Here is a 22,195-nt window from a genome sequence, read left to right as displayed (position 1 = left end):
GGCTCGGCTCGCCTGTTCGGTTAGACTCAGACGGAATCAGCAGGCTTCAGTTGCTCGGCGCTCAACGAGGTTGGAGGTGGTCCGATGGCGATGCCGATGCCCCACGCCGACCATTGGACGGCTGCGGACCTCGACAACATTCCGGATGACGGACTGCGTTACGAGGTATTGAATGGCCAGCTCGTCGTGAACGCCGCACCCAAACCCAAGCATCAGTGGCTGATCAGGTGGTTAGGGCGCGCGCTTGACGCGGTGCTTCCCCCGGGTCTGTTCGTGATGGAGGGTGTCGGCGTTCTGATCGGCGAGGACGAGGCGATTCCCGACCTCATTGCGGCTGAAGGCCCGATCGAATGGGATGGCCGGGGGGTTTCAGCCGATCAGGTGAGACTGATTGTCGAAGTGGTTTCCAGGTCGACGACTCTGCAAGACCGGATGGTCAAACCCGTTGTCTACGCCGAGGCAGGCATCCCCAACTATTGGCGATTCGAGATCAATCCGTTCAAATGCCAGCTGCCGGGTGAGTCCCTGCCGGTCCTCTTTGCCCACGAACTCGGCAACGACCAGGCCTACGCGCTGACCCACAGGGTGGCGGCCGGAGACACCGTCACCCTGCGCAGTCCTTTCGAATTCGCTATCGATCCCGGATCACTGCTGCCCTGACAGGATCACTGTTGCCCTGTCGGAGCCGGTGGGCGTGGGTCAGGGCACGGTGTCCAGCGAGTGTTCTTCGGCGAATACCTTGCGGCACACCGGGGCGCAGAAGGTGTAGTCGATGCCGTTGTGGGTGAGGGTGATGTCGGCGGTGGCCAGGTCGACCGTCATGCCGCAGACCGGGTCGATGGCGTGGCCCGCCGGGGCTTCGGCCGTGGTGGCGGAGTCGCGGTAGTCCTGGGTCATCAGTTTGGTGATTTCGGTGATGGTGGTCTTCCGGCCGAGGGTGCCCGCGCAGTTCTCGCGTAGGCCGATGATCTGTACCACGCAGTGCGGCTCACGGGTGAGGCGGTCCGGGTCGCTTTCGGTGGCGGCGATGGTCCGGGTGATCAGCGGAATGATGTGGTCGCCGAATTCGGTGTTGTTGCTCCACGCGCTCGGCACGGTGACGCGCACCAGGTAGCGCGGTGTGGTCGCCGTGCTCGGTCCGCCGGTGGCCCAGACCTCCGGCCTGCGCACCAGAACGTTCGTGAGCTCCCTGACCTTGTCCATCACCGCGTCCGGCGCTCCCGGCTCGGTGGTCAGCTCGCGGAGTAGGCGCTCGGCCAATTCGCGCTGCTGTTCGGCGCTCATCGTTTCGTCGGAGATGAACAGCTCGACGGTCATCATGGTTGTGTCTCTTTCGTCGGCAGCGAGGTGAGGGTGACGATCAGGGGCTACGTAGGCGTACCTTGTACGCCTACGTCCAGTATGCGCGTGGCTTGTACGCTGTCAAGCCATGCCACGTCCTCGTTCGCTGACGAAATCCGATCTCGGCGCCGCCGCGCTCGCGGTAATCGATCGCGATGGGTTGTCCGGGCTGACCATGCGGGCCGTGGCGAAGGAACTGCGAATGGCCACGATGGCGCTGTACCGCTACGTCGCCGACCGGGCGGAATTGGAGGTCCTGGTCGTCGATGAGGTGCTGGTCGGGCTCGACGTCTCGACTCCAGCGGAGGCCGCTGTGCGAGACCGGCTGAGCCTGCTGCTCGAGCGGATGCGGGCCGCCATCTCCGCACACCCGGCGACGGTCCCGCTGGTGCCGCGGCACCGGAAGTCCTCGACCGCCACCCTGGGCTGGATGGAAGCCATGCTGTCGGTTCTCGCCGAAGGCGGCTTCGCGGGGCGAGATCGGGTGATCGCCCAGCGCACGTTGGTCGCCTTCCTGCTCGGGTTCTTGCAGAACGAGCACTACGCGTCGATCAACGCACCGGAGACCGCGGCCATCGCGCGACTCTCGCCCGACACGTATCCCATGCTGACCGAGACCGCGGCGCAAGCACGAAAGATGTCGGTCGACGACGAGTTCCGTGGTGGCCTCGAGATCGTGCTGCGCGGCTTGGCGGTCGAGTGACGGGGCGCCGGGTCAGGTGATGGTCGGCGCGTAGCGGTCCAGCCAGACCGCGAAATCGAGGAACTGTTCGAGGTCGAAGCGATCGGGTTCGATCATTTCGTCGGCGGGCCGATCGACCGCCTTGGTCACGGCGTCGTGGTCGTACAGCCGGAAGACCGGATGTTGGTGTGTCGCAAGGATATCGCTCGTCTGCCTGCGTACCGCCTCGGTGTAGCGCACGTCCTTGGTGATCGGGTAGTGGCTCTTGACGCGTTCGACGACGGAGCGGGGCAGCGTGTCGGCGGTGGCCGCGCGCAACAGGCTCTTCTCCCGTCCGTCGAAGGATTTCAGCGACCATGGGGCGTTGTAGACGTACTCGACCAGGCGGTGGTCGCAGTAGGGCACCCGGACTTCGAGTCCGACCGCCATGCTCATCCGGTCCTTGCGGTCGAGCATGGTGCGCACGAACCGGGTGATGTGCAAATGCGATACCTGTCGCATCCGAAACTCCAGGTCGCTCTCCCCGGCCAGCCGGGTGACCTCGGCGATCGCGTCCGCGAAGCTGTCCGCGAGGTAGGTGTCGAGGTCGAGTGCGGCGGTCAGGTCCGGATCGAGCAACCTGGTGCGCTGCGCGAATGACGGCGGCAGCGCCGACAACCAGGGGAAGGTGCGCATACCGTGCGCCGCGGCACAGGCGAACCAGCGGTAGCCGCCGAAGATCTCATCGGCGGATTCGCCGGACAGCGCGACCGTCGACTGTTCGCGAATCGCTTTGAACAGCAGGTAGAGCGACGCCTCGGTATCGCCGAAGCCGGCAGGCACGTCGCGGGCCGCGACTACGGCGGCACGGACGGCCGGATCGGACAGGGCGGCGTCGTCGAGCACGATGTCGCGATGGTCGGAGCCGACATGCGCCGCGACGGCTCTGGCGTAGGGTGCGTCGAGCGTCGCCCGCCACTCGTCGGGCACGAAACCCTGCTGCTGGTTCTGGAATTCGACGCTGAAGCTGCGCAACCGCTCGCCGGAACCACGCAGCTGCCGCGCGGCGAGGGCGGTCAGTGCGGAGGAGTCCAGCCCGCCGGACAGCAGTACGCAGCGTGGCACGTCGGAAATCAATTGCCGGGCAACGATGTCCTCGAGTAGTTCACGGATCGTGCGCACTGTCGTGGCGCGATCGTCCCGGTGCTCGAGGGTCCGCAACGACCAGTAGGGGTTCGTACGAATGCCCTCGCGGCCGACGGTCACCAGGGCGCCCGGCGGCACCTGCTGCATGCCTTCCCAGATGGCCAGGTCCGGCCGGGCGATGGTCACGAACAACTCGCGCAGTCCGGCCAAACCGATTGTCCTGTCCGCCAGTGGGTTCGCGAGGATTGCCTTGGGCTCGGAGCCGAAGAGCACGCCGTCCTCGGTGGGGTAGTAGTAGAGGGGCTTGATGCCGAGGCGGTCACGCACCAGCACCAGCTGATCGGTCCGCGAGTCCCAGATGGCCAAGGCGTACATGCCGTTCAGCCGCTCGGCGAAGGCCGTACCCCATTCCAGGTAGGCCCGGAGCACGACCTCGGTGTCGGATTCGGTCGTGCACCGGTGCCCACGGGCGCGCAGTTCGGCCCGGAGCTCCCGGAAGTTGTACGCCTCACCCGAATAAACCATGGCGACAACGCCTTCCGGGGTTTCGACGGTCATCGGCTGAGTGCCGCCGACCAGGTCGATGATGGCGAGTCGCCGGTGGCCGATGGCCGCGTGCGGCGCGATCCAGATGCCGCTGTCGTCGGGGCCGCGACAGGCCATGGTGGCCGTCATCGCATCGATGGTGTTGCTGCTTGCTGTCGAGAAGTCTCGCTGGAAGGAGACCCATCCGGTGATTCCACACATACCCCAATGCTAGAGTCACTATAAAGATAGAGCAACTATAAGATTGATGTGAATATAGTAAGCTGCTGTTATGAGTGAACCCGGGCTGCGCGAACGCAAGAAGCAGCGCACCAGAGCGGCCATCGCCGAGGCGGCCTATCGGTTGTTCGAGGAGCGGGGCTACGACGAGACCACGGTCACCGAAATCGCTGCCGCGGCGGAGGTTTCGCCCGCCACGTTCTTCAATCACTACCCGACCAAGGAGGCCGTCCTCTTCGCCGATGGTGGGCAGATCCTCGACGTAGCGCTTGCCGTGATCGCCGATCGCGCGGACGACGCCAGCGTCGGGGAGGTGCTCGGTGCCGCGATGCGGGCGATGATCGCGGATATGGCGGGTGGCCCCCGCGACCTGACGGGTGAACTCGAGGCGGCCCGGCTCCGGTTGTTGATGTCGGTTCCCGCGCTGCGCGCCGCCACATTGCAGCGGTTGTTCGAGGTCGAGGATCGGCTGGCCAAGGCACTATGTGCGGCGTTTCCCGGTGAGCTGGACGAGGTGCGTGCCGCGGTGCTGGTCGGTGGGCTGTGTGGTGCGTTGTTCGCCGCCGGGCGCACCGCGATGGGGGCGGGGCGCCCGGTGGCGACCGCGGTCGAGGAGGCCATCGAGTACGCGACCCGCGCCGCCGACGGCATCGGCCGCTGAGGAGAGCCGTCACCCGTAGTGGCGCAACGGCTCTCGCCGCATTCAGCGGAACAATGCCGCGACGTCGACGGATTCGGCCATGGCGCGGGCGCCCGCGTCGTTGAGATGCATGCCGTCGCCGCAGTCATAGGCGGGGCGGATGAAATCGGGTCGCTCCGGATCCTCGACCGCGCGGGCGACATCGAACACCGTGTCGAAAACGTCGGTGGTGCGCAGCCATTCGTTCACCTGGCGGCGGATCGGCAGCGTTTCCTCGATCGGCATGCCCGCATAGACGCAGGCAGCGTAAGGGCCGATGGTTGCCGCGTGGATGGTCAGCCCCGCGTCATGGGCGCGGCGGGCGATTTCGGTGAATCCGGCGATCAGTTCGTCGGCGGTGGCGGGTGGTTCACCCGACATGCCGCCGAGGATGAGGTCGTTGATGCCGAAGTTGATCAGCACCGTGCCGACGCCGGGGACGGTGCTGACGTCTCGGTTGAAGCGCGTCAAGCCGGGAACGCCGATTTCGTTGGTCAGCAGGCGATTTCCCCCGATGCCCTGATTGACCACCCAGCCCCGGTCGAGCCGACTGTTGAGGACGTCCACCGAGCGACGGTTCGCGCTCATGGTCGAGCCGACGCCTTCGAACCACGAGTCACCGAGTGCCACCGCGATCGGGGTGTCCGCCGGGGCGAGCACATCGACGCCGGTGACGTAGAAGCGCGCGGGAACCTCTTCGGCGACCGCGAGGCTCGTCTTCGAGGCGACGTTTCCCGCTGCCACATAGGCGATTTCGTTGGGCTGGTGGGAGAAGGTCGCGAGCCCGGTCTGCTCGGGTAGATAGAGGCTCAACATCAAGTCGGCGCCCGCTGTGACGGCGAGCTCGATCGGATCGCTCAGCACCTCGCCGCCGACCGGGATGGTGACCTGTGCCGCGCCGTCGAAGCTGAGCCCGGTGTCGGTGTCGGTGATGATGTCGCTGCCGGTCTTCCGCAGCGCGACCCGCGCGGCGCCGATGACGAGCGGGACCCGTCCGTAGCGGTTTGTCAGCAGGATCCGGAGCTGTTCGCCGCCGCCGGCCAGGTGCAGCACCTGGCGCACGGTTTCGTCGGCGAAGGCCCGTGATTCCGCCAGCTTGACCTGCTCGTACGGACTGATGACCGCGGAACGGAAACCGGCGACCCAGCGGGTGGTGTCAGACATCGAGAGCTCCAGTAGTTGTTGCGGGGAATAATGCGTATGCATTTTTCTACATCGTGATATTCCTCGTGTCAACTATCCTCACGGCAACCACTTCGGGTAGGTTGATGCCATGGATGTGGACCTGTTCGACGACCCCAGGCTGACCACGATGGGTCTGCTGTTCGAGGCGTACGAAGGTGTGGTCACCAAGTTGGAGCCGGTATGGAAGGCGCACGGCCTGTCCGCGCTGGACTTGAACGCCCTTATGCGACTGAGCCGTTCGCCGAACCGGCGGCTGCGCATGACGGATCTGGCGGCGCAGACCTCGCTGTCCACCAGCGGCGTCACCCGGCTGGTCGATCGGCTCGCGCGGTCGGGACTGGTGGAACGCGAACTCGACCCCGCCGACCGGCGCAGTGCGTACGCGGTGTTGACCGGGTCCGGCGCGGACCGGCTCGCGCAGGTGCTGCCGGACTATTTGGCCGCGGTCGACCGCTGGTTCACCGGACTGCTACCGGCCGCGCAGCTCGACGAATTCGTCGCGGCGCTGCGGATTCTGCGTGACGCGACCAATCCCGACGCGACCGTCGGCGCCGACTGATCGGCGCCAGTCGACGACTCGGCGCTCTAGTCGCGGGACTCGGCCAGTAGGCGTTCGAGCCCGTCGAGAATCAGGTCCAGCCCGAAGTCGAAATCCGCGACACCGGCGTGCTTTCCGTCGATCACCAGCTGGGCCAGCGCGTTCATGTACGGATATCGGTCGGCGGGAAGGCGGGGTAGGAAGTGCTGTGCGGCGGAGGCGTATTCGTCCGGCCGTAGCGGGAAGTTGGACTCCTGCAAGGTGAATCCGTAGATGTGGCTGTCCATCGCGTTCCACGCGCGGTCGGCCAGCTGATAGGAGAAGCCCGCGGCCCGCAGGCAGCCGACGGTGGCGTCGACGTAGCGCAGCATGGCCGGGCCCACATTCAATCGCGAGCCGATCAGCCCGGTGGCCCATGGATGACGCAGTAGCACCTCGTGGGCGGAGGTCGCCCGAGCGCGCATGGCCGTCTTCCAGTCTCCGCCGACCTCGGGCACGCCCATCTCGGCGACCACCAGATCGGCGATGCCGTCGAGTAGGTCGTCCTTGTTGGTCACGTGGTTGTACAGCGACATCGCCTCGACGCCCAGCGTCTGTGCCAGCTTCCGCATGGACAGCGCCGCGAGGCCGTGCTCGTCGGCCAGGCGAACAGCGGTGTGCAGCACCCTTTCTCGGCTGAGCGGGGCGCGTTGGCTGGTGGCGGTTGTCTTGGGCATAGGCCCTCTCTCTTGACGCACTTACGGTGTAAGCGTAGCGTCCAGGGTGAGCGACTTACGCTGTAAGTAGCCGTTTCACGCGAGGAAGTTCCATGGCCGAGGTCCACAGCCCGCAATCCGCAGTCGGTGTCAGCACGATGACGGCGATCGTCGCGCCGCAGTACGGTCCCAGTTCGGTACTTCGGACGGAAACGGTGGACCGGCCGACACCGCGCGCAGACGAAATTCTGGTCCGTGTCCGTGCCGCGGCAGTGAGTCAGGGCGACCTGCACTTGTTGACCGGAACGCCCTACCTGTTGCGTCTCGGGTTCGGCCTGCGGCGACCCAAGGATCGGATCATCGGGCACGATCTGGCCGGCGACGTGCTGGCGGTCGGGCCCGAGGTCACCGGATTCCGACCCGGCGACACGGTGTTCGGTGCGGTGGATTCGGGTGCCTTCGCCGAATACGTCTGCGTGCCGCAGCAGCGGCTGGCACTCGCGCCGACCGGACTGGCCATCGAAGAGGCTGCGGCCGTGCCTGATTCGGGCATGACCGCACTGCAGGGCTTGCGTGATGTCGGGCAGTTGCGGTCCGGACAGTCCGTGCTGATCAATGGCGCCTCGGGTGGTGTCGGCACTTTCGCGATCCAGATTGCCAAGGCACTCGGCGCCGAAGTCACCGCCGTCTGCAGCACGCGCCATGTGACGGCGGTCCGATCGCTCGGCGCCGACCACGTAATCGACTACACCGCCGACGATTTCGCGTCGCGTGGCCTCCACTACGACGTGCTGCTCGACCTGGTCGGCAATCGGTCGCTGCGCGACTGTCGAAGGGTACTGACCCCCAATGGTGTATTCGTCTCCTCGGCAGGCGCACCCGGCGGAAACTGGGCGGGTCCGGTCCTCTGGATGGCAAAAGTCTTGCTGTCCAACCTTTTCACCAGCCAGCGGATAGCGCTGCTGCTCATGCGCCCGCGCCGCGCCGACCTCGAGTTCCTGGCCGGACTGGCCGCGGACGGCAAACTCCGCCCGCTGATCGAAAAGCGCTATCCCTTGGCGCGAACCGCGGCGGCCCTGCAGCACCTCGCCGACGGGCACGCCGAAGGCAAGACGGTGATCGTGGTCTGAGCCACGTGTCTCTAGTCGACCGATTCGGCGAGGCGGGTTGTGAGTTCGCGGATGTGAGCGATGAGTTCGGGTGGCTCGTGGACGCGGAACGGGAAGCCGAAAGTGGCCACGTAGATGGCCAGTTCGTCGAGGGAGTTCGAGCCGGTGCGGAGGATGCAGGTGTCGGTGTCGACCGCTTCGATGACGCCGACGGTGGGGGCGATGCGCTCCACTGCGGTCTCGGCGGGGACGGCGAGGGTGATGCGCGCGGAGTAGCGGTACGGCGAATCCGATACTCCCCGGGAGACATAGCCGGACAGGTCCGTTTCGGGCGGTTCGCGGGGGGTGAACCGGGGACCGGTAGGGATGCGGGGGTGGAGGCGGTCGACTCGGTAGGTGCGCCAGTCGGCGCGGTCGACGTCCCAGCCGATGAGGTACCAGCGGCGGCCCGCGTGCGCGAGGCGATGCGGTTCGGTGGTGCGCGAAGACGCTGTCCCGTCGTGGCTTCGGTAGTCGAAGCGAAGGCGGTGATTATCGCGGATAGCACCGGCTATCGCGGTGAGCGTGTCCGGGTCGACGGTCGGCCCACCGTCGCGCACCGTGACGGTGACCGACTGCAGCAGACCGACGCGGCGGCGCAGCCGGGACGGCAGCACCTGTTCGAGCTTGGTGAGGGCCCGCAACGAGCTGTCCTCGATGCCGGTGATGGTGCCGCCCGCGGCGGTGCGCAGGCCGATCGCGACCGCCACCGCCTCGTCGTCGTCCAGCAGCAGCGGAGGCAGCTTCGCGCCCGCGCCGAGCCGATAGCCCGCGACGCCGGGGGTGGCATCCACCGGGTAGCCGAGGTTGCGCAGCTTATCGATGTCGCGGCGCACGGTGCGCACGTCGACCTCGAGACGTTCGGCCAGGTCGGTACCGGTCCAGTCGCGGGGAGTCTGGAGCAGCGACAGCAGCCGGAGCAGTCTCGCGGAAGTTTCCAACATGGATTTCAGTCTGCCGGAAACCTAGGGCCGAAGTCGTCCTAGGTGGCTCATATCGTCTGTTTCATGAGCGACGAGATCCACGAATTCCGCATCGACATCCCGCAGCAGCAGCTCGATGACCTGCGCAGTCGACTCGACAACGCCCGCTGGCCCGCGCCGTTGCCCAGCGACGGCTGGGCAACCGGCGTGCCGACCACCTGGCTGCGCGGTCTGGTCGACTACTGGCGCACCGAGTACGACTGGCGCGCCGCTGAGGCACGGCTCAACTCCTACGCCCAGTACACGACCGAGATCGACGGGCAGACCATCCACTTCCTGCACGTCCGCTCGCCCGAGGCGGATGCGCTGCCGCTGCTGATGACACACGGCTGGCCGGGCTCGATCGTCGAGTTCCTGGACGTGATCGGACCGCTGACCGACCCCCGCGCACACGGCGGCAATCCGAAAGATGCTTTCCACTTGGTGATTCCGTCACTGCCCGGATTCGGTTTCTCCAGCCCCGTGACCGAGGCGGGCTGGACGATCGAGCGGATCGGTGCGGCTTGGGTCGAACTCATGCACCGACTGGGTTACCAGCGCTACGGCGTGCAGGGCGGCGACATCGGGGCCGCGGTGAGTCCGCAGGTCGGTAGGGTCGCGCCGGAACACGTTGCCGGAGTGCATATCAACGGTGGCCCCATTCCGACGCTGCCGCTGTCCGAGGAGGAGTTGGCGAGTCTGACCGAGTTGGAGCGGGACCGGATCCGCCGGATCGAGGCGTTCATGCAGGAAGAGTTCGGCTACATAGCGATCCAGTCCACCCGCCCGCAAACGGTGGCCTACGGTCTGGTGGATTCGCCGGTCGGGCAGCTCGCCTGGATCATGGACAAGTTCCGGGAGTGGACACATCCGCGAAACGTGGACCCGGACAAGATCATTGATCGGGATCGGCTGCTCACCAACGTGATGCTGTACTGGCTCAACGGAACCGCCGGTTCGTCGGCCTACGTCGGCTACGCGCAGGACGCGCCGTGGGGAGCGCGGCAGGTGAACTCGGGTGTGCCCACCGCGGCGCTGGTCTTCGCGCACGATGTCGGCATCCGCAAGTACGCCGAAGCCGAGAACACCATCGTCCGCTGGAACGACGTCGACCGCGGCGGTCACTTCGCGGCTATGGAGGAGCCCGAGCTGCTCACCACCGATATCCGCGAGTTCTTCCGCGACCTGCGCTGAAACCTGAAGTCCGTGGGCCTGTTCCGGCATGTCGCCGCCGGAGCAGGCCCACAATCATGAGAGCAGGACCGTCGGCGAGGTGCAGCCATGGACAAACCGAGACCATTGAGCCAGGAACACCGGGAAGACTTCTGGCGCCGCTGCGGGTGGTCGCCCGAACTTCCGGCCACCGAGCGCGAAGCGATCGAACGTGCCTGGGACGACGAATCGATCGAAATGGCAGAGCTGTTCGGCTGGTGAGCCGCTATCCGGCGGTGAGTTCCCCGGCCAGCTGCCATGAGTTCCGTTCGGCGGCAAAGGCCGCTGCCTGCGTCGCGCGGAAGTCGGCGATGGATCCCTCGTTGGCGGCCAGAAAAGCGCGATAGTCGGCGAGGCGGAACTCGCCGTCTTCGGCGCGCACCTCGACGTTGCCCGCGGCGAAATCGGCGCGCAGCTCGAGCAACTCGTCGGCGGCGACCGGGTACCAGCGGATCCGGTCGAAATAGCGGAGCAGCCACGGTGTTTCGCCGCCGTCGGGATGCCGGTCCGCACCGGGGCTACCGCCGAGCGGACCCGCGTGATGGTTCCACACCTGGGTGGTCCGGCCGACGAATTGGTAGCCGCCGGGCCCCTCCATCCCGTAGATGCACAGGTAGGCGCCACCGATGCCGACCGCGTTCTCCGGCGTCCAGGTGCGAGCGGGATTGTATTTGGTGGTGACCAGGCGGTGGCGCGGGTCGGTCGGGGTGGCAACCGGGGCGCCGAGGTACACGTCGCCCAAGCCGAGGACGAGGTATTCGGCGTCGAAGACGGTGTCGTAAACGTCTGCTACCGAAGCCAATCCGTTCATGCGGCGGATGAACTCGATATTCCACGGGCACCAGGGGGCGTCGGCGCGGACGCCGTGCATGTAGCGGGTGATGGCCTCGCGAGTGGCCGGGTCGTCCCAGGACAGCGGGAGGTGCACGGTGCGGCTGGGGACGACGAGCTGATCCGCGGCGGGCAGAAGCTGTTCGGCTTCGGCCAGCAGATCGAGCAGAACGGCCACCGGCAATACCTGCGGGTCGACCCGGATCTGTAGCGATCGGACACCGGGGGTCAGTTCGGTCACGCCGCGGACGCGTGCCGCGAGCAGGTGTTGATGCAGCGCATGCACACGGGCCCGCAGGCCGAGGTCCAGTGTCATGGTGCCGTATTCGACGAGCACAGCGTCGTCGCCCGCCCGGCGGTAGGTCACGCCGGTCTCGTCGTCGACGTCGGTACGGCGCAGTATTCCGTCGTCACCGTCGCCGCCCGCCGACAGCACGGTGGGCCAAGCGGCGCGGCGGGCGGGTCCCAGCTCGCGGACCGAGGCGGCGCGATGGCTACGGATCGGCACGAAACGCACGGCGTCGCCGGGTGTGAGCTGCCCGAGCTTCCAGCGGTCGGCGGCGACCACGGTGACCGGGCAGACGAAGCCGCCCAGACTCGGGCCGTCGGGGCCGAGCAGGATCGGGGTGTCGCCGGTGAAGTCCAGCGCGCCAACCGAATACGGCGTGTCGTGAATGTTGGAGGGGTGCAGTCCGGCCGCACCGCCGTCGGTGCGTGCCCACTCGGGTTTCGGGCCGATCAGCCGCACGCCGGTGCGGTCGGAGTTGAAGTGCACCCGGTAGTCGGTGCCGATGATGGTGCCGAAGTCGGTGCGGGTGAAGAACTCCGGCGCACCATGCGGGCCTTCGGTCACCGCCAGCTCCCAACGCCTGGACAGCGCGGGCTGGTCGTCCATCGGGACGGCGGTCGCGACGCGGCCCTGCTGCGGACCGAGCGGGAGGACCGCACCGACGCGCAGGGCATCACCGTCTCTGCCGCCGAACCGTCCGAGGGTGAATGTAGCCGCGCTGCCGAGATATTCGGGCAACTGAATGCCGCCACCGAGCAGTACGTAGCAGCGCATGCCGGGTCCACGAACCGCACCGACGTCGAGGACGCCGCCCGCGGGGACTCGAACGGTGCGCCACTGCTCTACCCGAACGCCGTCCACCGTGACGTCGGTCGGTGCGCCGGTGACGCACACCCAGGTCGGCGCGGAGAACTTCAGCGCCGGACCGCCGAGGGTGCACTCCAGCCCGGCCGCGCCTTCGGGATTGCCGAGTACCCGATTGCCGAGCCGGAACGACGGATCGTCCATCGGTCCCGACGGTGGGACTCCGACGTGCCAGTATCCGGTTCGCCCGGGCCAATCCTGCACTGTTGTCAGCATTCCCGGACGGATGACTTCGACGGTCGTGGGCGGACACCTGCTGGTTTCGAGCGGATTGCCCGTGCGCTTCGTACCGTCGGACAGTTCCGTGATGGTCACCGCGACACCACCATGCGGATCGGCGTCGGGTCGAAACCGTTGCAGGGGTTGTTGATCTGCGGGCAATTGGAGACGAGGACCAGCGTATCGATCTCGGCGCGGAGGGTGACCTTCTTTCCCGGAGCGGACAATCCGTCGACGATGCCGAGCGTGCCGTCGGCTTCCACCGGCACATTCATGAACCAGTTGATGTTCGACACCAGGTCGCGTTTGCCGAGGCCCCAGTGCAGGGCGACGGCGAGGAAATTCTCCACGCAGGCGTGCTGGTGGCGGGTGTGGTGCCCGTATCGGAGCGTGTTCGACTCCTGAGAGCAAGCGCCCGCGATGGTGTCGTGGTTGCCTACCTCATCGGCGACGACGGTCATCAAGGCGGTTCCGGTATCGGTCAGCAGCACGCTGCCGGTGGTGAGGAAGATGTTGCGCTGCGCGGCGACGGTAGCCTGCGCGCTGTAGCGGTCGGTGTGATCGGCCGCCGAATACAACAGGCAGTCGACCGCCTGGTTGCCGTGCAGATCGATGATTTCCAGCTGGTCGCCCGCCGCGACCACCGCCGACCAGGGGGAGCGGGCGGGGACGGTCTCGTCGAGCACGATGGTGCGAGACGTCATCGACTTACCTCCGTCGTGCGTGCGGCCGACCAGGCTCGTTCGGTGTTCTCCACGGCCCGTTGGTATTCCGGATCGCTGCTGTGCGCGACGGCCAGATCCTTCGGCGCGGCCCAGGCGACGACATCGAGATCGGTGGTGGCGCGGTCGTCGAGCGGGTGCGCGGCATTGGCGACGAGCAGGATCACCGGCAGGTGCACCAGCAGGTCGACCGAGGCACCGGGGGCGGCGCTGCCGGTGGCGGTGAGCGCGCCGTCGGATTCGACGCGCACGCCGCGGAAGAACGACACCGTCGGTCCGATATCGCGTGGTTGCAGACCATGTTTGGCCCCGCCCAGGCGCAGCAGCTGGCGCGCCTCGGCAGTCGGTCCGCACAGGGCGTCGTGCCTGCCCGAGGTATCGGTGAGCACGGTGGCGAGAACGCGGCCCTGGTCGGACAGCAGCGGATGCCCGTCGCCGAGGTAGGCCTGCCACGGAACCTTCACTGTGTCGGCGACATTCAGCCGTTCCCACGGCGCTTCGGCGCGCATCAGAAGCATGTGCGCGCACGCGGCGCCCGCCGGGTCGGCCAGCCGGACCCGAGTGCCGCGCCCGAGCACGACATTCGCGTAGCCCCCGCCCGGAACGCGCTGAGTGAAGGTGATTCTCGTGGACTCGACACCATCGGGCAGATCCGGTTCCGCGACGGTCGCGGTGGCCGCCTGCGAACGCGCGTGCGCCTTGGCACCGGTGGTGGATGAGGTACTGGCCATTGTTGCCTCCTTCGGCGGGCGCTGTGCGGTGGTGGCGGGAGCACCACCACGCTGCACATCAGACGGATCGTGTTGTGGCGTCGGAGGTTTCGGCGATGTCCCGCGAACCGGCGACCAACCGGTGGACGACCGCTCCGACGGCAACCACCAGCAGCACGAACAGCGGCGCGGCCCACTGCATCCACCAGCCGCCGCCGTTCGGCGTGTACACCTCGGCCCGCGGCCAGGCCAGGTTCACCGCCATCGCAATGCCCCACAGCACGGCGAGCACGTTGATGGGGAATCCCAAGCGGCCCAAGCTGAACAGGCCGGTTTCGCTGGCCTCGTCGGCGGGCATGCCCTTGAACCGGCGCACCAGCAGCGGCACCGTGACCAACAGGTAAGCCAGGTACAGCGTCACGATGCAGACACTGGCCAGCGTCGCGAAGATCGCGGCATTCCCGAGATTCAGTACCAGCAGGCCGATGCCGAGCACACCGATGACGACCGCAGGCAGCACCGGCGTACCGAAGCGCGGATGTACCGCGGCCAGGCCGCGGGCGAACGGCAGCTTCCCGTCGCGTGCCATCGAGAACATCAGCCGTGCACCCGCGGTCTGAATCGCCAAGGTGCACACCGTGATCGCCACCGCGACGCAGCCGAGCAGTACCTTGCCCGCCGGGCTGTCCAGTTTCGAGGTGAGCACGTAGGCCAGGCCGTCCGTGGCCAGCGATCCGTCGGACAGGCTCGGCGCGGCCATCAGCGCGCCGAGCAGCAGCAGTCCGCCACCGAGCGCGGAGACCGCCAGCGCGGCCAGGATGGTGCGCGGCGCCACCCGGCGCGGATTCTTCGTTTCCTCGGAAAGCTCACCGGCGGAATCGAAGCCGACCATCACGTAGGCAGCCATCAGCCCGGACACCAGGAACGCGGCCCAGTACGCGCCCGGTACCGCTTGATCGGTGTGCAGCACCACGCCGGGTCCGCGCTCGGTGTGCGTGAAGAACAGGGCGATGATCGCGAGCACGCCGACGATCTCGACGGTGACGCCGATCGAGTTGATCCGTGACATCAGGGCGATGCCGAGCACGTTGACGACCGTGGTGACCACCAGCAGGATGCTGCCGAGCAGCACGGCGTTGGTCGCGCCGGACGACGAGGTGAGCGCGGTGTCGTCGCCGATCAGCTGGAACCCCGGCCAGATCGACGGCAGCACCACCTGCAGTGCGATCGCCGCCGCGGCAGCGGTCACGATCTGCGCGATCACCATCATCCAGCCCGCGAACCAGCCGACGAGCTCGCCACCGAGGCGGCGCGACCACTGATAGATGCAGCCCGAAATCGGGTAGCGCGCAGCCAATTCGGCGAAGTTCAGCGCCACCAGGAACTGTCCGGCGAACACGATCGGCCAGGTCCAGAAGAAGGCGGCGCCGCCGAACGAATAGCCGAAGCCGAAGAACTGGAAGATCGTGGTGAGAATGGAGACGAACGAGAACCCGGCCGCGAACGAGGCGTAGCGGCCGAGTTTGCGGTGCAGGACCGGCTGATAGCCGAATCGGGCGAGGTCGGCGGCGTCCCGGCCGGCGTCGGGCGGCGGGGCGGGGGCGAACGTTGTGGCCATGAGGGTCCTTCGGCGAGCGGCCAATACCTATCAGGTGACAGTTTTGCGGTGGCGATCGCGCTTTCGATGACCCGCGTGTATCGCTTTCGGTAACCCGGGTAACGCCTGCGTTGCGGATCGGCTCAGCGGAGACCTGCCAGAATGAACCTTGTGGCAAACTTCGGCCCCGGCCGTCCTCGAGTGGAGCAGCGACGCCGTCGCGGCCAGACGCCGCGCGCCGAGATCCTGGACGCTGCCGGGGAGCTGTTCACCACCAATGGTTATGCGAACACCTCCACCCGTGTGGTCGCCGACGCGGTCGGCATCCGTCAGGCATCGCTCTATCACCACTTCGCCGCCAAGGACGACATCCTCGATGCGCTGCTTGTCGAAACCATAGCTGCCCCATTGGAACTCGCGGAGCGATTGCGCGATGTGCGGGAACCGGCCCCCGCGCGGCTGTATGCGCTCGCCTGGTTCGATGTGCGCCAACTCTGCGCGGCGCGGTGGAATCTGGGTGCGCTGTATCTGCTTCCGGAACTGCGCACCGAGCGGTTCGCCGCGTTCCGGCTACGGCGCGACGAACTGCGTGGGCACTACGAGACGTTGTCGGCCTCGGTGCTGGCCGAAGCCGGTGGCGCGGGCATTGTCGGCGCGGCGGCGTTGCCGTTTCGGCTGGTCGAGATGGTGATCAATATGCGTTCGGACGAAGGCAGCGCGCCGGTCTACGCGGAGCGGACGATCCCGGAGGCGGCGCTGCGGGTCCTCGGCTGGCCCGGGGACCTGGACGCGCTGCGTGGCCGGGCGCAACTGTTGCTGGCTCAGCTCGAACCGGCCTGAGACCTACTTCCCCGCGCTACGTCCCCACTCGAGGCCCCAGCGGTAGGCCTTGTCGACTTCCATCTTGCCCCACAGCGGGCGCCGGGCAGGCGGGCGGATGAACACCCCTTGACGGTGAACCACGAACTCCCCATTGACGTTTTCGATCAACGCCAGCACCATCTCCCGCGAATTGTCGGTGCACCCGCTCACCGACATCTCGATCGGCGGCGAGCCGACCGGGTACAGCGTGGCCGTGGCGTGCACGCCACGGAAATCGTCGGTGCCTTCGTACAGCGAGGCGAACACCAGAATCCGGCGGAACTGTGCGGTGTGGTCGAGGTTGATGTCGAGGTTCTCGCCTGCCGCGACGGCGCCGGTCCGATCGTCCTTATCGAGTTGGATGAAGGGCGCCTGCTGTAACGAGCCGAACCCGTCGAGTGGGCCGATGGCGCCCTTGGTGCCGTCGGTCAGCTCCCAGAAACAGCACAGGTCCAGATCGAGACCGCGCTTGCGTTTGCCGAACCCGCGGCGGCTGTCGGTGGCACCGGACCAGTTCAGGTTGATCCGCATCACGCCCCCGGTCGCGCCCTGCTTGGTCAGCGAAATCGAGGGCGCTTCCTTGGTCAGCGAGATCTTGCTCAGATTGACCGCTGCGTCCGGCGGCGGAGCGACCGATCCGGACTGCTGCCCCGGGACGGCCGGTGGGGCGACGTGCGGACCCGCGGGTTGCGGTGGCGCGTACTGCGGAGCGGGCGGGGCCGGTGGCGGCGGGGCGGTGAACTGATGCGGCGGCGCGGCGGGCGGTGGCGGCGGAGCGAACTGGTGCGGCGGCGCGGCGGGTGCCGGAGCATCATCGACCGAGATGCCGTAATCGGTGGCCAGACCGGCCAATCCGGAGTCGTAGCCCTGCCCGACCGCGCGGAACTTCCACGCCCCCTGGCGCCGATACAGCTCGCCGAGCACGAACGCGGTCTCGGTGCTCGCGCCGACACTGTCGAACCGCGCCACCTCGGCGCCGGTGCTCGGATCCACCAAACGCACGTAGAGACCATGGAATTGGCCGAAGGTGCCGCCATCCGCGGACGCGGCCAGCACGATGCTGTCGATCTGCGGTTCGACCTGGTCCAGATTCGCCGACAGCACGTCGAGCACGGTCGGCCCCTGCTGCTTGCCCTCGTGCCGGACCGCGCCGGATGGATGCGCGGGCTGGTTGTAGAAGACGAAGTCGGCGTCCGTCCGCACCTTTCCGGCGGCCAGCAGCAGCGCCGAAGCGTCGGCGTCGGGCACCCCGGGCCCGCCCTGCCAGCCCAGTTCGATCCGGACGGCGGACGTCGGCACCGGCACGTTGGAGCCCTTTGTCATCGACACACTTGCCAACGTATCGGAAACGAGTGGCCGGTGTCCCGGCGCGTGTGGCGGCCGCGCCGGGTGACGAGGCGGCCGTCGGCCGGGGCTCAGCGCGTCGGCGGCGCGATCTGCCAGTGCTGTTCCAGCGCACCGGCGATCTCCGGCAGTACGGTCACCGGAATGCGCTTGCGCCGCAACATGTCCCGGATCTCGTTGACCTGCTCCCGCTTACGCAGGTCGTAGGCGCCCGAGACCGGGCCGAGCACCGGCGGGATCGACAGCAGCACCAATTCGCCGTGTTGTTCGTCCCCGCCGACCAGGTCTAGTGCGAGCGACCAGCGGGATCGTTCGTCGAGAGTGAACCGTCCGGCGACCACGCGATCCCAATCGATGCTGGACTCCGTCCACGGGGTGCGCCGGTAGATCACCCGCTCGGTGAGCACGATGGCGTCCCTGGTGAACAGCGCCGCCACCACGGCAACGCCCGCGACCGCGCCGAGCAGCAACCCGGTGAACACCCGGTTGACCCCGAACAGGGCAACCACCGCCGCGCACAGCACCACGGTCACCAGGATCCCGAGGCAGCTGTAGAGCGCCGCGCGCTGTGTGGGCACCACACCCGCCCGCACCATTGTCATCTCATCTACCTGCTTCCGGCGTGCTGCGGCACACGCTACCGCGCGCCGCACTACCGCACACCTCGGCCGGGTCAGGCTTCCAGGGCGACCGCGGCCTCGGCGGTGTACACCAGGAAGGTCAGGCTCTGCTGGAAGTACAGCTGCACCGACTCGGCGTCGTGCGACAGGTAGCCGATCGACAGGTCCTGGCCGATCCGCAGGTCGTAGTCGCCGCCGCGGGTGGTCAGCACGAAGGCGCCGTCGATGGCGGGCGCCCAGATGATCTCGCCGTCCGGGATGAGGCGCTCGATGTGGGTGCGGATCGGATGCCCGTGGTCGGAGGTCTCGCTGACCGCCGTGAACAGGTCCGCGCTCAGCAGCACCGAGTACGGCCCGTCGACGCCCGCCAGTCGCAATGCGGTGAGCGCTTGGGTAACGGACTCCGGCACCAGGCGCGGATCATTCGGCAGGGCGATCGCCTGGTTGGTCGAACTGGCCCGGATGCCGGTGATCTCGGCGGCCGGATAGCCCTCGAAGATGGCCCGGTCCTCTGCGAACGCGATCCGCTTGGCCGCGTCCTTCACCGGATCCAGGTCGGTGTCGTTCGCGCCGCGTTCGACGTTGTCGAGCTCCTCGCGGGAGAGCCGGAACGGTACCCGCAGCTCGACCAGCGGCGCGACCACCCGCTGCCGGGCGATGACGCCCTCGTCGGGCGCGGCGATCGGGGTGGTGTGCCCGGTGCCGACCGCGGCGTAGTCGAGGCCGTGCGGGCCGGACAGGTCGACGACGCGGCGCCCGGCGATGTGCCGTTTGAAGGTGCGCGTCGCCTCTTCGCCGATTGCCGACCAGGCCTCGTCGGTGATCGGCGCGAGTTCGCGATGGAGGTTGTTCATGACTGCATGCTCCTTTTCAACGTGCCGATACCGAGTGAGCCTGAGCCGATGTCGTTGGGCTGTACGTTTTTCGCTGCGCTGGCTTCGTCCGGTGGTGGCGGGAGTTCGTCCAGGAAATCGAGGGGAGGCGCGAAGAACGAGGTGCCGGTGACCGCGACGGAGAAGTCGAGGAGGCGGTCGTAGGCTGCCTCCTCGGTGCCGACGAACATCCGGGCGAGCATCAGCTCGGTGACGGTCGGCGTCGCCGCGTAAGCGACGTAGTACGTGCCGAATTCGCCGTCCTTGACGCTGCCGAACGGCATGTTGGCGCGCAGGATCTGCCGCTCGGTGCCGTCGGCGTCGACGATGGTGTTCACCGCGACGTGCGAGTCCGCGGGCTGGTCGGCGTCGGACAGCTCGAAGTCGTCGAGCTTGGTGCGCCCGATCACCTTCTCCTGCTCCTCGACCGACAGCGCCCGCCAATCCGCCAGCGGATGCAGGTACTTCTGCACGACGACGTAACTGCCGCCACGGAATTCGGGATCTTCGTCGCCGACCAGCGCGGCCGCGTACGCGGCCCGGCCTTCTGGGTTCTCGGTGCCGTCCACGAAGCCGAGCAGGTCGCGCTGTTCGAAGTAGCGGAAGCCGACCGTCTCGTCCACGATCGTCGCGGCGCCGGCCAGCCGGTCGCCGATCGTCATGGCGAGTTCGAAGCAGGCGTCTTGGTTCTCCGCCCTGATGTGGAACAGGAGGTCACCCGGTGTGGCGGGCGCCTGGTGGTGCGCGCCGACGAAGCCGGGGAATTCGTGCAGTTCGGCGGGCCTCGGACCGGCGAAGAGCCGGTCCCAGGCCGCGGAGCCGATCGAGGTGACGCAGGTGAGCCCCGCACCGGGGATGCGGAACCCGACCGAGCGGCGCAGACCGGAGATATCGGCGAGCGTGTCCCGCACGACCGCCTCGCCGCCCTCGTCGATGGTGGCGACGAGGAAGATCGCGGCCGGGGTGAGCGGATCGAGGATCGGCTGAGGCTCGCTCATGATGATCAGCGTAGTGCCAGGCACCCGATGACCGATCAGATGGCGGGGGTGTGGTTACTGTGGCGTCGCCACGGTCAGCAGGAACGCCACGTCGTCGACGGCCTTGACGCTGTGCCTGGCCTTGGGCACCACGAGCAGGTCGCCCGCGGAGCCCTTCCACTCGTTGCTGCCACTGATCAAGGTCAGGGTGCCGCTGAGCACGAGCAGGGTGGATTCCCCGTTGTTGTCGTGCTCGGCCAGGCTCTGACCCGCGCTGAGTCCGACCACGGTCTGCCGCAGCGAATTCGCGTGACCGCCGAAGATGGTTTGCGAACTGCGCCCGCTAGTGGCAGTGCTGGCCAACTTGAGCTGTTGGCGAGCAACCGCAGTCAGCGATTTCTTGTCCATGGACCGCCTTTCGCAATCGCAGCAACCTGGTGCGGGGGCTGGCGCACCGGCTGGGAGCGTTCGGGCGAACGAAGGTCGCCCGCCGCTTACTCAGGAGTATGCCCGACCAGGCTAAGTCACGGGTCGGCTTTGCGCGGCCGGGTCGCCGTGCCGCCGCATCTGTGATCGAACGGTGTTGTGCGGCTCCAGCGGTGGATGCGAGACGTTTGCCGACTAGTCGGGTCGGCCGCGGGTATAGCGCCGGATCCGGTACCGCAGACCGGTGCTCGATTCGTGCCACGGCGCGGCATCGTCGGCGGTCCATTCCGGGCCGACGGGCGGGGCGTAGGCGTCGCCCTCGACGGTGGTGTCCACCTCGGTGACGAGCAGGTCGGTCGCAAAATCCATAGCGGCGCGGTAGATCTCACCGCCACCTATCACCCACACGGTGTCCTGGTCGCCGAGCGTCAGCGCCTCGGCCACCGAAGCGGCCCGTTCGGCACCCACCGCAGCCCAGTCGGCCTGCCTGGTCACCACGATGTTGCGGCGCCCGACCAGCGGGCGAAATTTCGGCGGCAGCGAATCCCAGGTGCGCCTACCCATCACCACGGGATGTCCCATGGTGACCTGCTTGAAGTTGGCCATGTCCTCGGGCACCCGCCAGGGGATGGTGTTCTGGAAACCGATCACCCCGTCGGGGGTTTGCGCCCAGATCAGTCCGATGGTGCGGGCACTCACACGGCCACCGGGGCCTTGATGGCCGGATGATGCTGGTAGTCGACCACTTCCACGTCCTCGTAGGCGTAGTCGAACAGCGTCGGCGCCGGGCGCAGCCGCAGCGTGGGGAACGGGAACGGCTCGCGGGTCAGCTGTTCGCGGACCTGGTCGAGGTGGTTGTCGTAGATGTGGCAGTCGCCGCCGGTCCAGATGAAGTCACCGGGCGCCAGCTCGGTCTGCTGCGCGACCATCTGGGTGAGCAGGGCGTAGCTGGCGATATTGAACGGCACGCCGAGGAAGAGGTCGGCGCTGCGCTGATACAGCTGGCAGGACAGTCTGCCGTCGGCCACATAGAACTGGAAGAACGCGTGGCAGGGGGCGAGCGCCATCTTGTCCAGCTCGGAGACGTTCCAGGCGGACACGAGCATGCGCCGGGAGTCCGGATTGGTCCGCAGCGTCTGCAACACCTCGGAGATCTGGTCGATGTGCATGCCGTCCGGGGTCGGCCAGGACCGCCACTGCACGCCGTAGACCGGGCCCAGTTCGCCGTCGGCGTCGGCCCATTCGTCCCAGATGGAGACGCCGTGCTCCTGCAGCCAGCCCACGTTGGACTCGCCGCGCAGGAACCAGAGCAGTTCGTAGACGATCGACTTGAGATGCACCTTTTTCGTGGTGATCAGCGGGAAGCCTTGCGAGAGGTCATATCGCAGCTGATGGCCGAAGATGCTGCGCGTTCCGGTGCCGGTGCGGTCCGCTTTTTTCGTGCCGGACTCCAGCACCAGACGGAGCAAGTCCTCGTACTGGGTATCGGTCGCCACGGCTGCCAACTCTAGTCTTCACCGCACCTGGCAAG

At 67.4% G+C, this 22,195-nt stretch carries 24 protein-coding genes; 8 read left to right on the top strand and 16 right to left on the bottom strand.

Annotated elements, in window-relative coordinates; all coding sequences use genetic code 11:
• Positions 1 to 84 precede the first annotated feature (84 nt).
• Positions 85 to 660 carry a Uma2 family endonuclease gene (locus ACFK0J_RS35925; protein WP_378734146.1) on the top strand — a complete coding sequence of 192 codons (576 nt, stop codon included), beginning with the start codon at positions 85 to 87 and terminating at the stop codon, positions 658 to 660.
• A gap of 39 nt (positions 661 to 699) precedes the next feature.
• Here ACFK0J_RS35925 and ACFK0J_RS35920 read toward each other — a convergent pair whose 3' ends face one another.
• Positions 700 to 1,320 carry an ATPase gene (locus ACFK0J_RS35920; RefSeq protein WP_378734145.1) on the bottom strand — a complete coding sequence of 207 codons (621 nt, stop codon included), beginning with the start codon at positions 1,318 to 1,320 and terminating at the stop codon, positions 700 to 702.
• Between the two features lie 109 nt (positions 1,321 to 1,429).
• Between ACFK0J_RS35920 and ACFK0J_RS35915 the strand changes: the two genes are divergently transcribed.
• Positions 1,430 to 2,044, top strand: coding sequence for a TetR/AcrR family transcriptional regulator C-terminal domain-containing protein (locus ACFK0J_RS35915; protein ID WP_378734144.1), 615 nt, complete (start codon positions 1,430 to 1,432; stop codon positions 2,042 to 2,044).
• 12 nt (positions 2,045 to 2,056) lie between these two features.
• On the opposite strand, the gene asnB is transcribed toward ACFK0J_RS35915, so the two are convergent.
• Positions 2,057 to 3,895 (bottom strand): asparagine synthase (glutamine-hydrolyzing), encoded by a 1,839-nt coding sequence (asnB, locus tag ACFK0J_RS35910; protein WP_378734143.1) that lies wholly within the window; start codon positions 3,893 to 3,895, stop codon positions 2,057 to 2,059.
• A 70-nt stretch (positions 3,896 to 3,965) separates the two neighbouring features.
• On the opposite strand from asnB, the gene ACFK0J_RS35905 reads away from it, so the two are divergent.
• Positions 3,966 to 4,574, top strand: coding sequence for a TetR/AcrR family transcriptional regulator (locus ACFK0J_RS35905; RefSeq protein WP_378734142.1), 609 nt, complete (start codon positions 3,966 to 3,968; stop codon positions 4,572 to 4,574).
• A gap of 42 nt (positions 4,575 to 4,616) precedes the next feature.
• On the opposite strand, the gene ACFK0J_RS35900 is transcribed toward ACFK0J_RS35905, so the two are convergent.
• Entirely contained in the window at positions 4,617 to 5,756 is a 1,140-nt protein-coding gene (locus ACFK0J_RS35900) for a GDSL-type esterase/lipase family protein (protein WP_378734141.1), read from the bottom strand.
• A 109-nt stretch (positions 5,757 to 5,865) separates the two neighbouring features.
• Between ACFK0J_RS35900 and ACFK0J_RS35895 the strand changes: the two genes are divergently transcribed.
• A complete protein-coding gene (locus ACFK0J_RS35895) occupies positions 5,866 to 6,336 on the top strand; it encodes a MarR family winged helix-turn-helix transcriptional regulator (RefSeq protein WP_378734140.1) in 471 nt (156 codons plus the stop codon).
• A gap of 26 nt (positions 6,337 to 6,362) precedes the next feature.
• Here ACFK0J_RS35895 and ACFK0J_RS35890 read toward each other — a convergent pair whose 3' ends face one another.
• Positions 6,363 to 7,031, bottom strand: coding sequence for a TetR/AcrR family transcriptional regulator C-terminal domain-containing protein (locus ACFK0J_RS35890; protein WP_378734139.1), 669 nt, complete (start codon positions 7,029 to 7,031; stop codon positions 6,363 to 6,365).
• A 92-nt stretch (positions 7,032 to 7,123) separates the two neighbouring features.
• Here ACFK0J_RS35890 and ACFK0J_RS35885 point away from each other — a divergent pair, with 92 nt between their 5' ends.
• Positions 7,124 to 8,140 carry an NAD(P)-dependent alcohol dehydrogenase gene (locus ACFK0J_RS35885; protein WP_378734138.1) on the top strand — a complete coding sequence of 339 codons (1,017 nt, stop codon included), beginning with the start codon at positions 7,124 to 7,126 and terminating at the stop codon, positions 8,138 to 8,140.
• A gap of 11 nt (positions 8,141 to 8,151) precedes the next feature.
• Here the strand turns inward: ACFK0J_RS35885 and ACFK0J_RS35880 are convergent, their stop codons facing one another.
• Positions 8,152 to 9,102, bottom strand: a complete 951-nt coding sequence (locus ACFK0J_RS35880) for a helix-turn-helix transcriptional regulator (RefSeq protein ID WP_378734137.1) — start codon at positions 9,100 to 9,102, stop codon at positions 8,152 to 8,154.
• Positions 9,103 to 9,165: 63 nt separating this feature from the next.
• Between ACFK0J_RS35880 and ACFK0J_RS35875 the strand changes: the two genes are divergently transcribed.
• Both ACFK0J_RS35875 and ACFK0J_RS35870 read left to right on the top strand, forming a co-directional pair.
• A complete protein-coding gene (locus ACFK0J_RS35875) occupies positions 9,166 to 10,314 on the top strand; it encodes an epoxide hydrolase family protein (RefSeq protein ID WP_378734136.1) in 1,149 nt (382 codons plus the stop codon).
• Positions 10,315 to 10,401: 87 nt separating this feature from the next.
• Positions 10,402 to 10,554, top strand: a complete 153-nt coding sequence (locus ACFK0J_RS35870; protein ID WP_378734135.1) for a hypothetical protein — start codon at positions 10,402 to 10,404, stop codon at positions 10,552 to 10,554.
• Between the two features lie 4 nt (positions 10,555 to 10,558).
• Here the strand turns inward: ACFK0J_RS35870 and ACFK0J_RS35865 are convergent, their stop codons facing one another.
• The 4 genes from ACFK0J_RS35865 to ACFK0J_RS35850 all read right to left on the bottom strand — a co-directional run bounded on the left by ACFK0J_RS35865 (position 10,559) and on the right by ACFK0J_RS35850 (position 15,585).
• Positions 10,559 to 12,532 carry a 5-oxoprolinase/urea amidolyase family protein gene (locus ACFK0J_RS35865; protein ID WP_378743264.1) on the bottom strand — a complete coding sequence of 658 codons (1,974 nt, stop codon included), beginning with the start codon at positions 12,530 to 12,532 and terminating at the stop codon, positions 10,559 to 10,561.
• 95 nt (positions 12,533 to 12,627) lie between these two features.
• On the bottom strand, positions 12,628 to 13,239 hold the full coding sequence (locus ACFK0J_RS35860; RefSeq protein WP_378734134.1) for an urea amidolyase associated protein UAAP2: 612 nt from the start codon (positions 13,237 to 13,239) through the stop codon (positions 12,628 to 12,630).
• The gene (locus ACFK0J_RS35855) at positions 13,236 to 13,988 is read right to left on the bottom strand and encodes a DUF1989 domain-containing protein (protein WP_378734133.1); all 753 of its coding nucleotides are present in this window, start codon (positions 13,986 to 13,988) and stop codon (positions 13,236 to 13,238) included. Before ACFK0J_RS35855 ends, ACFK0J_RS35860 begins: the two co-directional genes overlap by 4 nt.
• A 58-nt stretch (positions 13,989 to 14,046) precedes the next feature.
• The gene (locus tag ACFK0J_RS35850) at positions 14,047 to 15,585 is read right to left on the bottom strand and encodes an amino acid permease (RefSeq protein ID WP_378734132.1); all 1,539 of its coding nucleotides are present in this window, start codon (positions 15,583 to 15,585) and stop codon (positions 14,047 to 14,049) included.
• Positions 15,586 to 15,735: 150 nt separating this feature from the next.
• Between ACFK0J_RS35850 and ACFK0J_RS35845 the strand changes: the two genes are divergently transcribed.
• The gene (locus ACFK0J_RS35845; RefSeq protein WP_378734131.1) at positions 15,736 to 16,404 is read left to right on the top strand and encodes a TetR/AcrR family transcriptional regulator; all 669 of its coding nucleotides are present in this window, start codon (positions 15,736 to 15,738) and stop codon (positions 16,402 to 16,404) included.
• Between the two features lie 3 nt (positions 16,405 to 16,407).
• On the opposite strand, the gene ACFK0J_RS35840 is transcribed toward ACFK0J_RS35845, so the two are convergent.
• The 7 genes from ACFK0J_RS35840 to ACFK0J_RS35810 form a co-directional block, all read right to left on the bottom strand.
• A complete protein-coding gene (locus ACFK0J_RS35840; RefSeq protein ID WP_378743262.1) occupies positions 16,408 to 17,748 on the bottom strand; it encodes a TerD family protein in 1,341 nt (446 codons plus the stop codon).
• Between the two features lie 92 nt (positions 17,749 to 17,840).
• Positions 17,841 to 18,371, bottom strand: a complete 531-nt coding sequence (locus ACFK0J_RS35835) for a hypothetical protein (RefSeq protein ID WP_378734130.1) — start codon at positions 18,369 to 18,371, stop codon at positions 17,841 to 17,843.
• Positions 18,372 to 18,442: 71 nt separating this feature from the next.
• Positions 18,443 to 19,243, bottom strand: coding sequence for a family 1 encapsulin nanocompartment shell protein (locus ACFK0J_RS35830; RefSeq protein WP_378734129.1), 801 nt, complete (start codon positions 19,241 to 19,243; stop codon positions 18,443 to 18,445).
• Positions 19,240 to 20,259 (bottom strand): Dyp-type peroxidase, encoded by a 1,020-nt coding sequence (locus ACFK0J_RS35825; RefSeq protein ID WP_378734128.1) that lies wholly within the window; start codon positions 20,257 to 20,259, stop codon positions 19,240 to 19,242. Before ACFK0J_RS35825 ends, ACFK0J_RS35830 begins: the two co-directional genes overlap by 4 nt.
• A 54-nt stretch (positions 20,260 to 20,313) precedes the next feature.
• Positions 20,314 to 20,646 carry a cupin domain-containing protein gene (locus ACFK0J_RS35820; RefSeq protein WP_218471763.1) on the bottom strand — a complete coding sequence of 111 codons (333 nt, stop codon included), beginning with the start codon at positions 20,644 to 20,646 and terminating at the stop codon, positions 20,314 to 20,316.
• Between the two features lie 213 nt (positions 20,647 to 20,859).
• Positions 20,860 to 21,363 (bottom strand): dihydrofolate reductase, encoded by a 504-nt coding sequence (locus tag ACFK0J_RS35815; protein WP_378734127.1) that lies wholly within the window; start codon positions 21,361 to 21,363, stop codon positions 20,860 to 20,862.
• On the bottom strand, positions 21,360 to 22,160 hold the full coding sequence (locus ACFK0J_RS35810; RefSeq protein WP_378734126.1) for a thymidylate synthase: 801 nt from the start codon (positions 22,158 to 22,160) through the stop codon (positions 21,360 to 21,362). The genes ACFK0J_RS35815 and ACFK0J_RS35810 overlap by 4 nt, the downstream gene beginning before the upstream one ends.
• Positions 22,161 to 22,195: the final 35 nt, after the last annotated feature.

This window comes from Nocardia brasiliensis, from assembly GCF_042691675.1.
In the GTDB taxonomy this organism is placed as follows: Bacteria; Actinomycetota; Actinomycetes; order Mycobacteriales; family Mycobacteriaceae; genus Nocardia; species Nocardia brasiliensis_D.
Note: the sequence above shows the minus strand (reverse complement) of the source record. Positions and strands in the feature narration are given on the sequence as shown.

Coding starts and splice junctions, on each gene's coding strand:
- ACFK0J_RS35860 (WP_378734134.1), bottom strand. CDS start 13,239: ATGACGTCTCGCACCATCGTGCTCGACGAGACCGTCCCCGCCCGCTCC.
- ACFK0J_RS35865 (WP_378743264.1), bottom strand. CDS start 12,532: ATGCTGACAACAGTGCAGGATTGGCCCGGGCGAACCGGATACTGGCAC.
- ACFK0J_RS35900 (WP_378734141.1), bottom strand. CDS start 5,756: ATGTCTGACACCACCCGCTGGGTCGCCGGTTTCCGTTCCGCGGTCATC.
- ACFK0J_RS35870 (WP_378734135.1), top strand. CDS start 10,402: ATGGACAAACCGAGACCATTGAGCCAGGAACACCGGGAAGACTTCTGG.
- asnB (WP_378734143.1), bottom strand. CDS start 3,895: ATGTGTGGAATCACCGGATGGGTCTCCTTCCAGCGAGACTTCTCGACA.
- ACFK0J_RS35850 (WP_378734132.1), bottom strand. CDS start 15,585: ATGGCCACAACGTTCGCCCCCGCCCCGCCGCCCGACGCCGGCCGGGAC.
- ACFK0J_RS35890 (WP_378734139.1), bottom strand. CDS start 7,031: ATGCCCAAGACAACCGCCACCAGCCAACGCGCCCCGCTCAGCCGAGAA.
- ACFK0J_RS35895 (WP_378734140.1), top strand. CDS start 5,866: ATGGATGTGGACCTGTTCGACGACCCCAGGCTGACCACGATGGGTCTG.
- ACFK0J_RS35920 (WP_378734145.1), bottom strand. CDS start 1,320: ATGATGACCGTCGAGCTGTTCATCTCCGACGAAACGATGAGCGCCGAA.
- ACFK0J_RS35830 (WP_378734129.1), bottom strand. CDS start 19,243: ATGAACAACCTCCATCGCGAACTCGCGCCGATCACCGACGAGGCCTGG.
- ACFK0J_RS35840 (WP_378743262.1), bottom strand. CDS start 17,748: ATGACAAAGGGCTCCAACGTGCCGGTGCCGACGTCCGCCGTCCGGATC.
- ACFK0J_RS35855 (WP_378734133.1), bottom strand. CDS start 13,988: ATGGCCAGTACCTCATCCACCACCGGTGCCAAGGCGCACGCGCGTTCG.
- ACFK0J_RS35915 (WP_378734144.1), top strand. CDS start 1,430: ATGCCACGTCCTCGTTCGCTGACGAAATCCGATCTCGGCGCCGCCGCG.
- ACFK0J_RS35825 (WP_378734128.1), bottom strand. CDS start 20,259: ATGAGCGAGCCTCAGCCGATCCTCGATCCGCTCACCCCGGCCGCGATC.
- ACFK0J_RS35835 (WP_378734130.1), bottom strand. CDS start 18,371: ATGACAATGGTGCGGGCGGGTGTGGTGCCCACACAGCGCGCGGCGCTC.
- ACFK0J_RS35925 (WP_378734146.1), top strand. CDS start 85: ATGGCGATGCCGATGCCCCACGCCGACCATTGGACGGCTGCGGACCTC.
- ACFK0J_RS35875 (WP_378734136.1), top strand. CDS start 9,166: ATGAGCGACGAGATCCACGAATTCCGCATCGACATCCCGCAGCAGCAG.
- ACFK0J_RS35880 (WP_378734137.1), bottom strand. CDS start 9,102: ATGTTGGAAACTTCCGCGAGACTGCTCCGGCTGCTGTCGCTGCTCCAG.
- ACFK0J_RS35885 (WP_378734138.1), top strand. CDS start 7,124: ATGGCCGAGGTCCACAGCCCGCAATCCGCAGTCGGTGTCAGCACGATG.
- ACFK0J_RS35820 (WP_218471763.1), bottom strand. CDS start 20,646: ATGGACAAGAAATCGCTGACTGCGGTTGCTCGCCAACAGCTCAAGTTG.
- ACFK0J_RS35905 (WP_378734142.1), top strand. CDS start 3,966: ATGAGTGAACCCGGGCTGCGCGAACGCAAGAAGCAGCGCACCAGAGCG.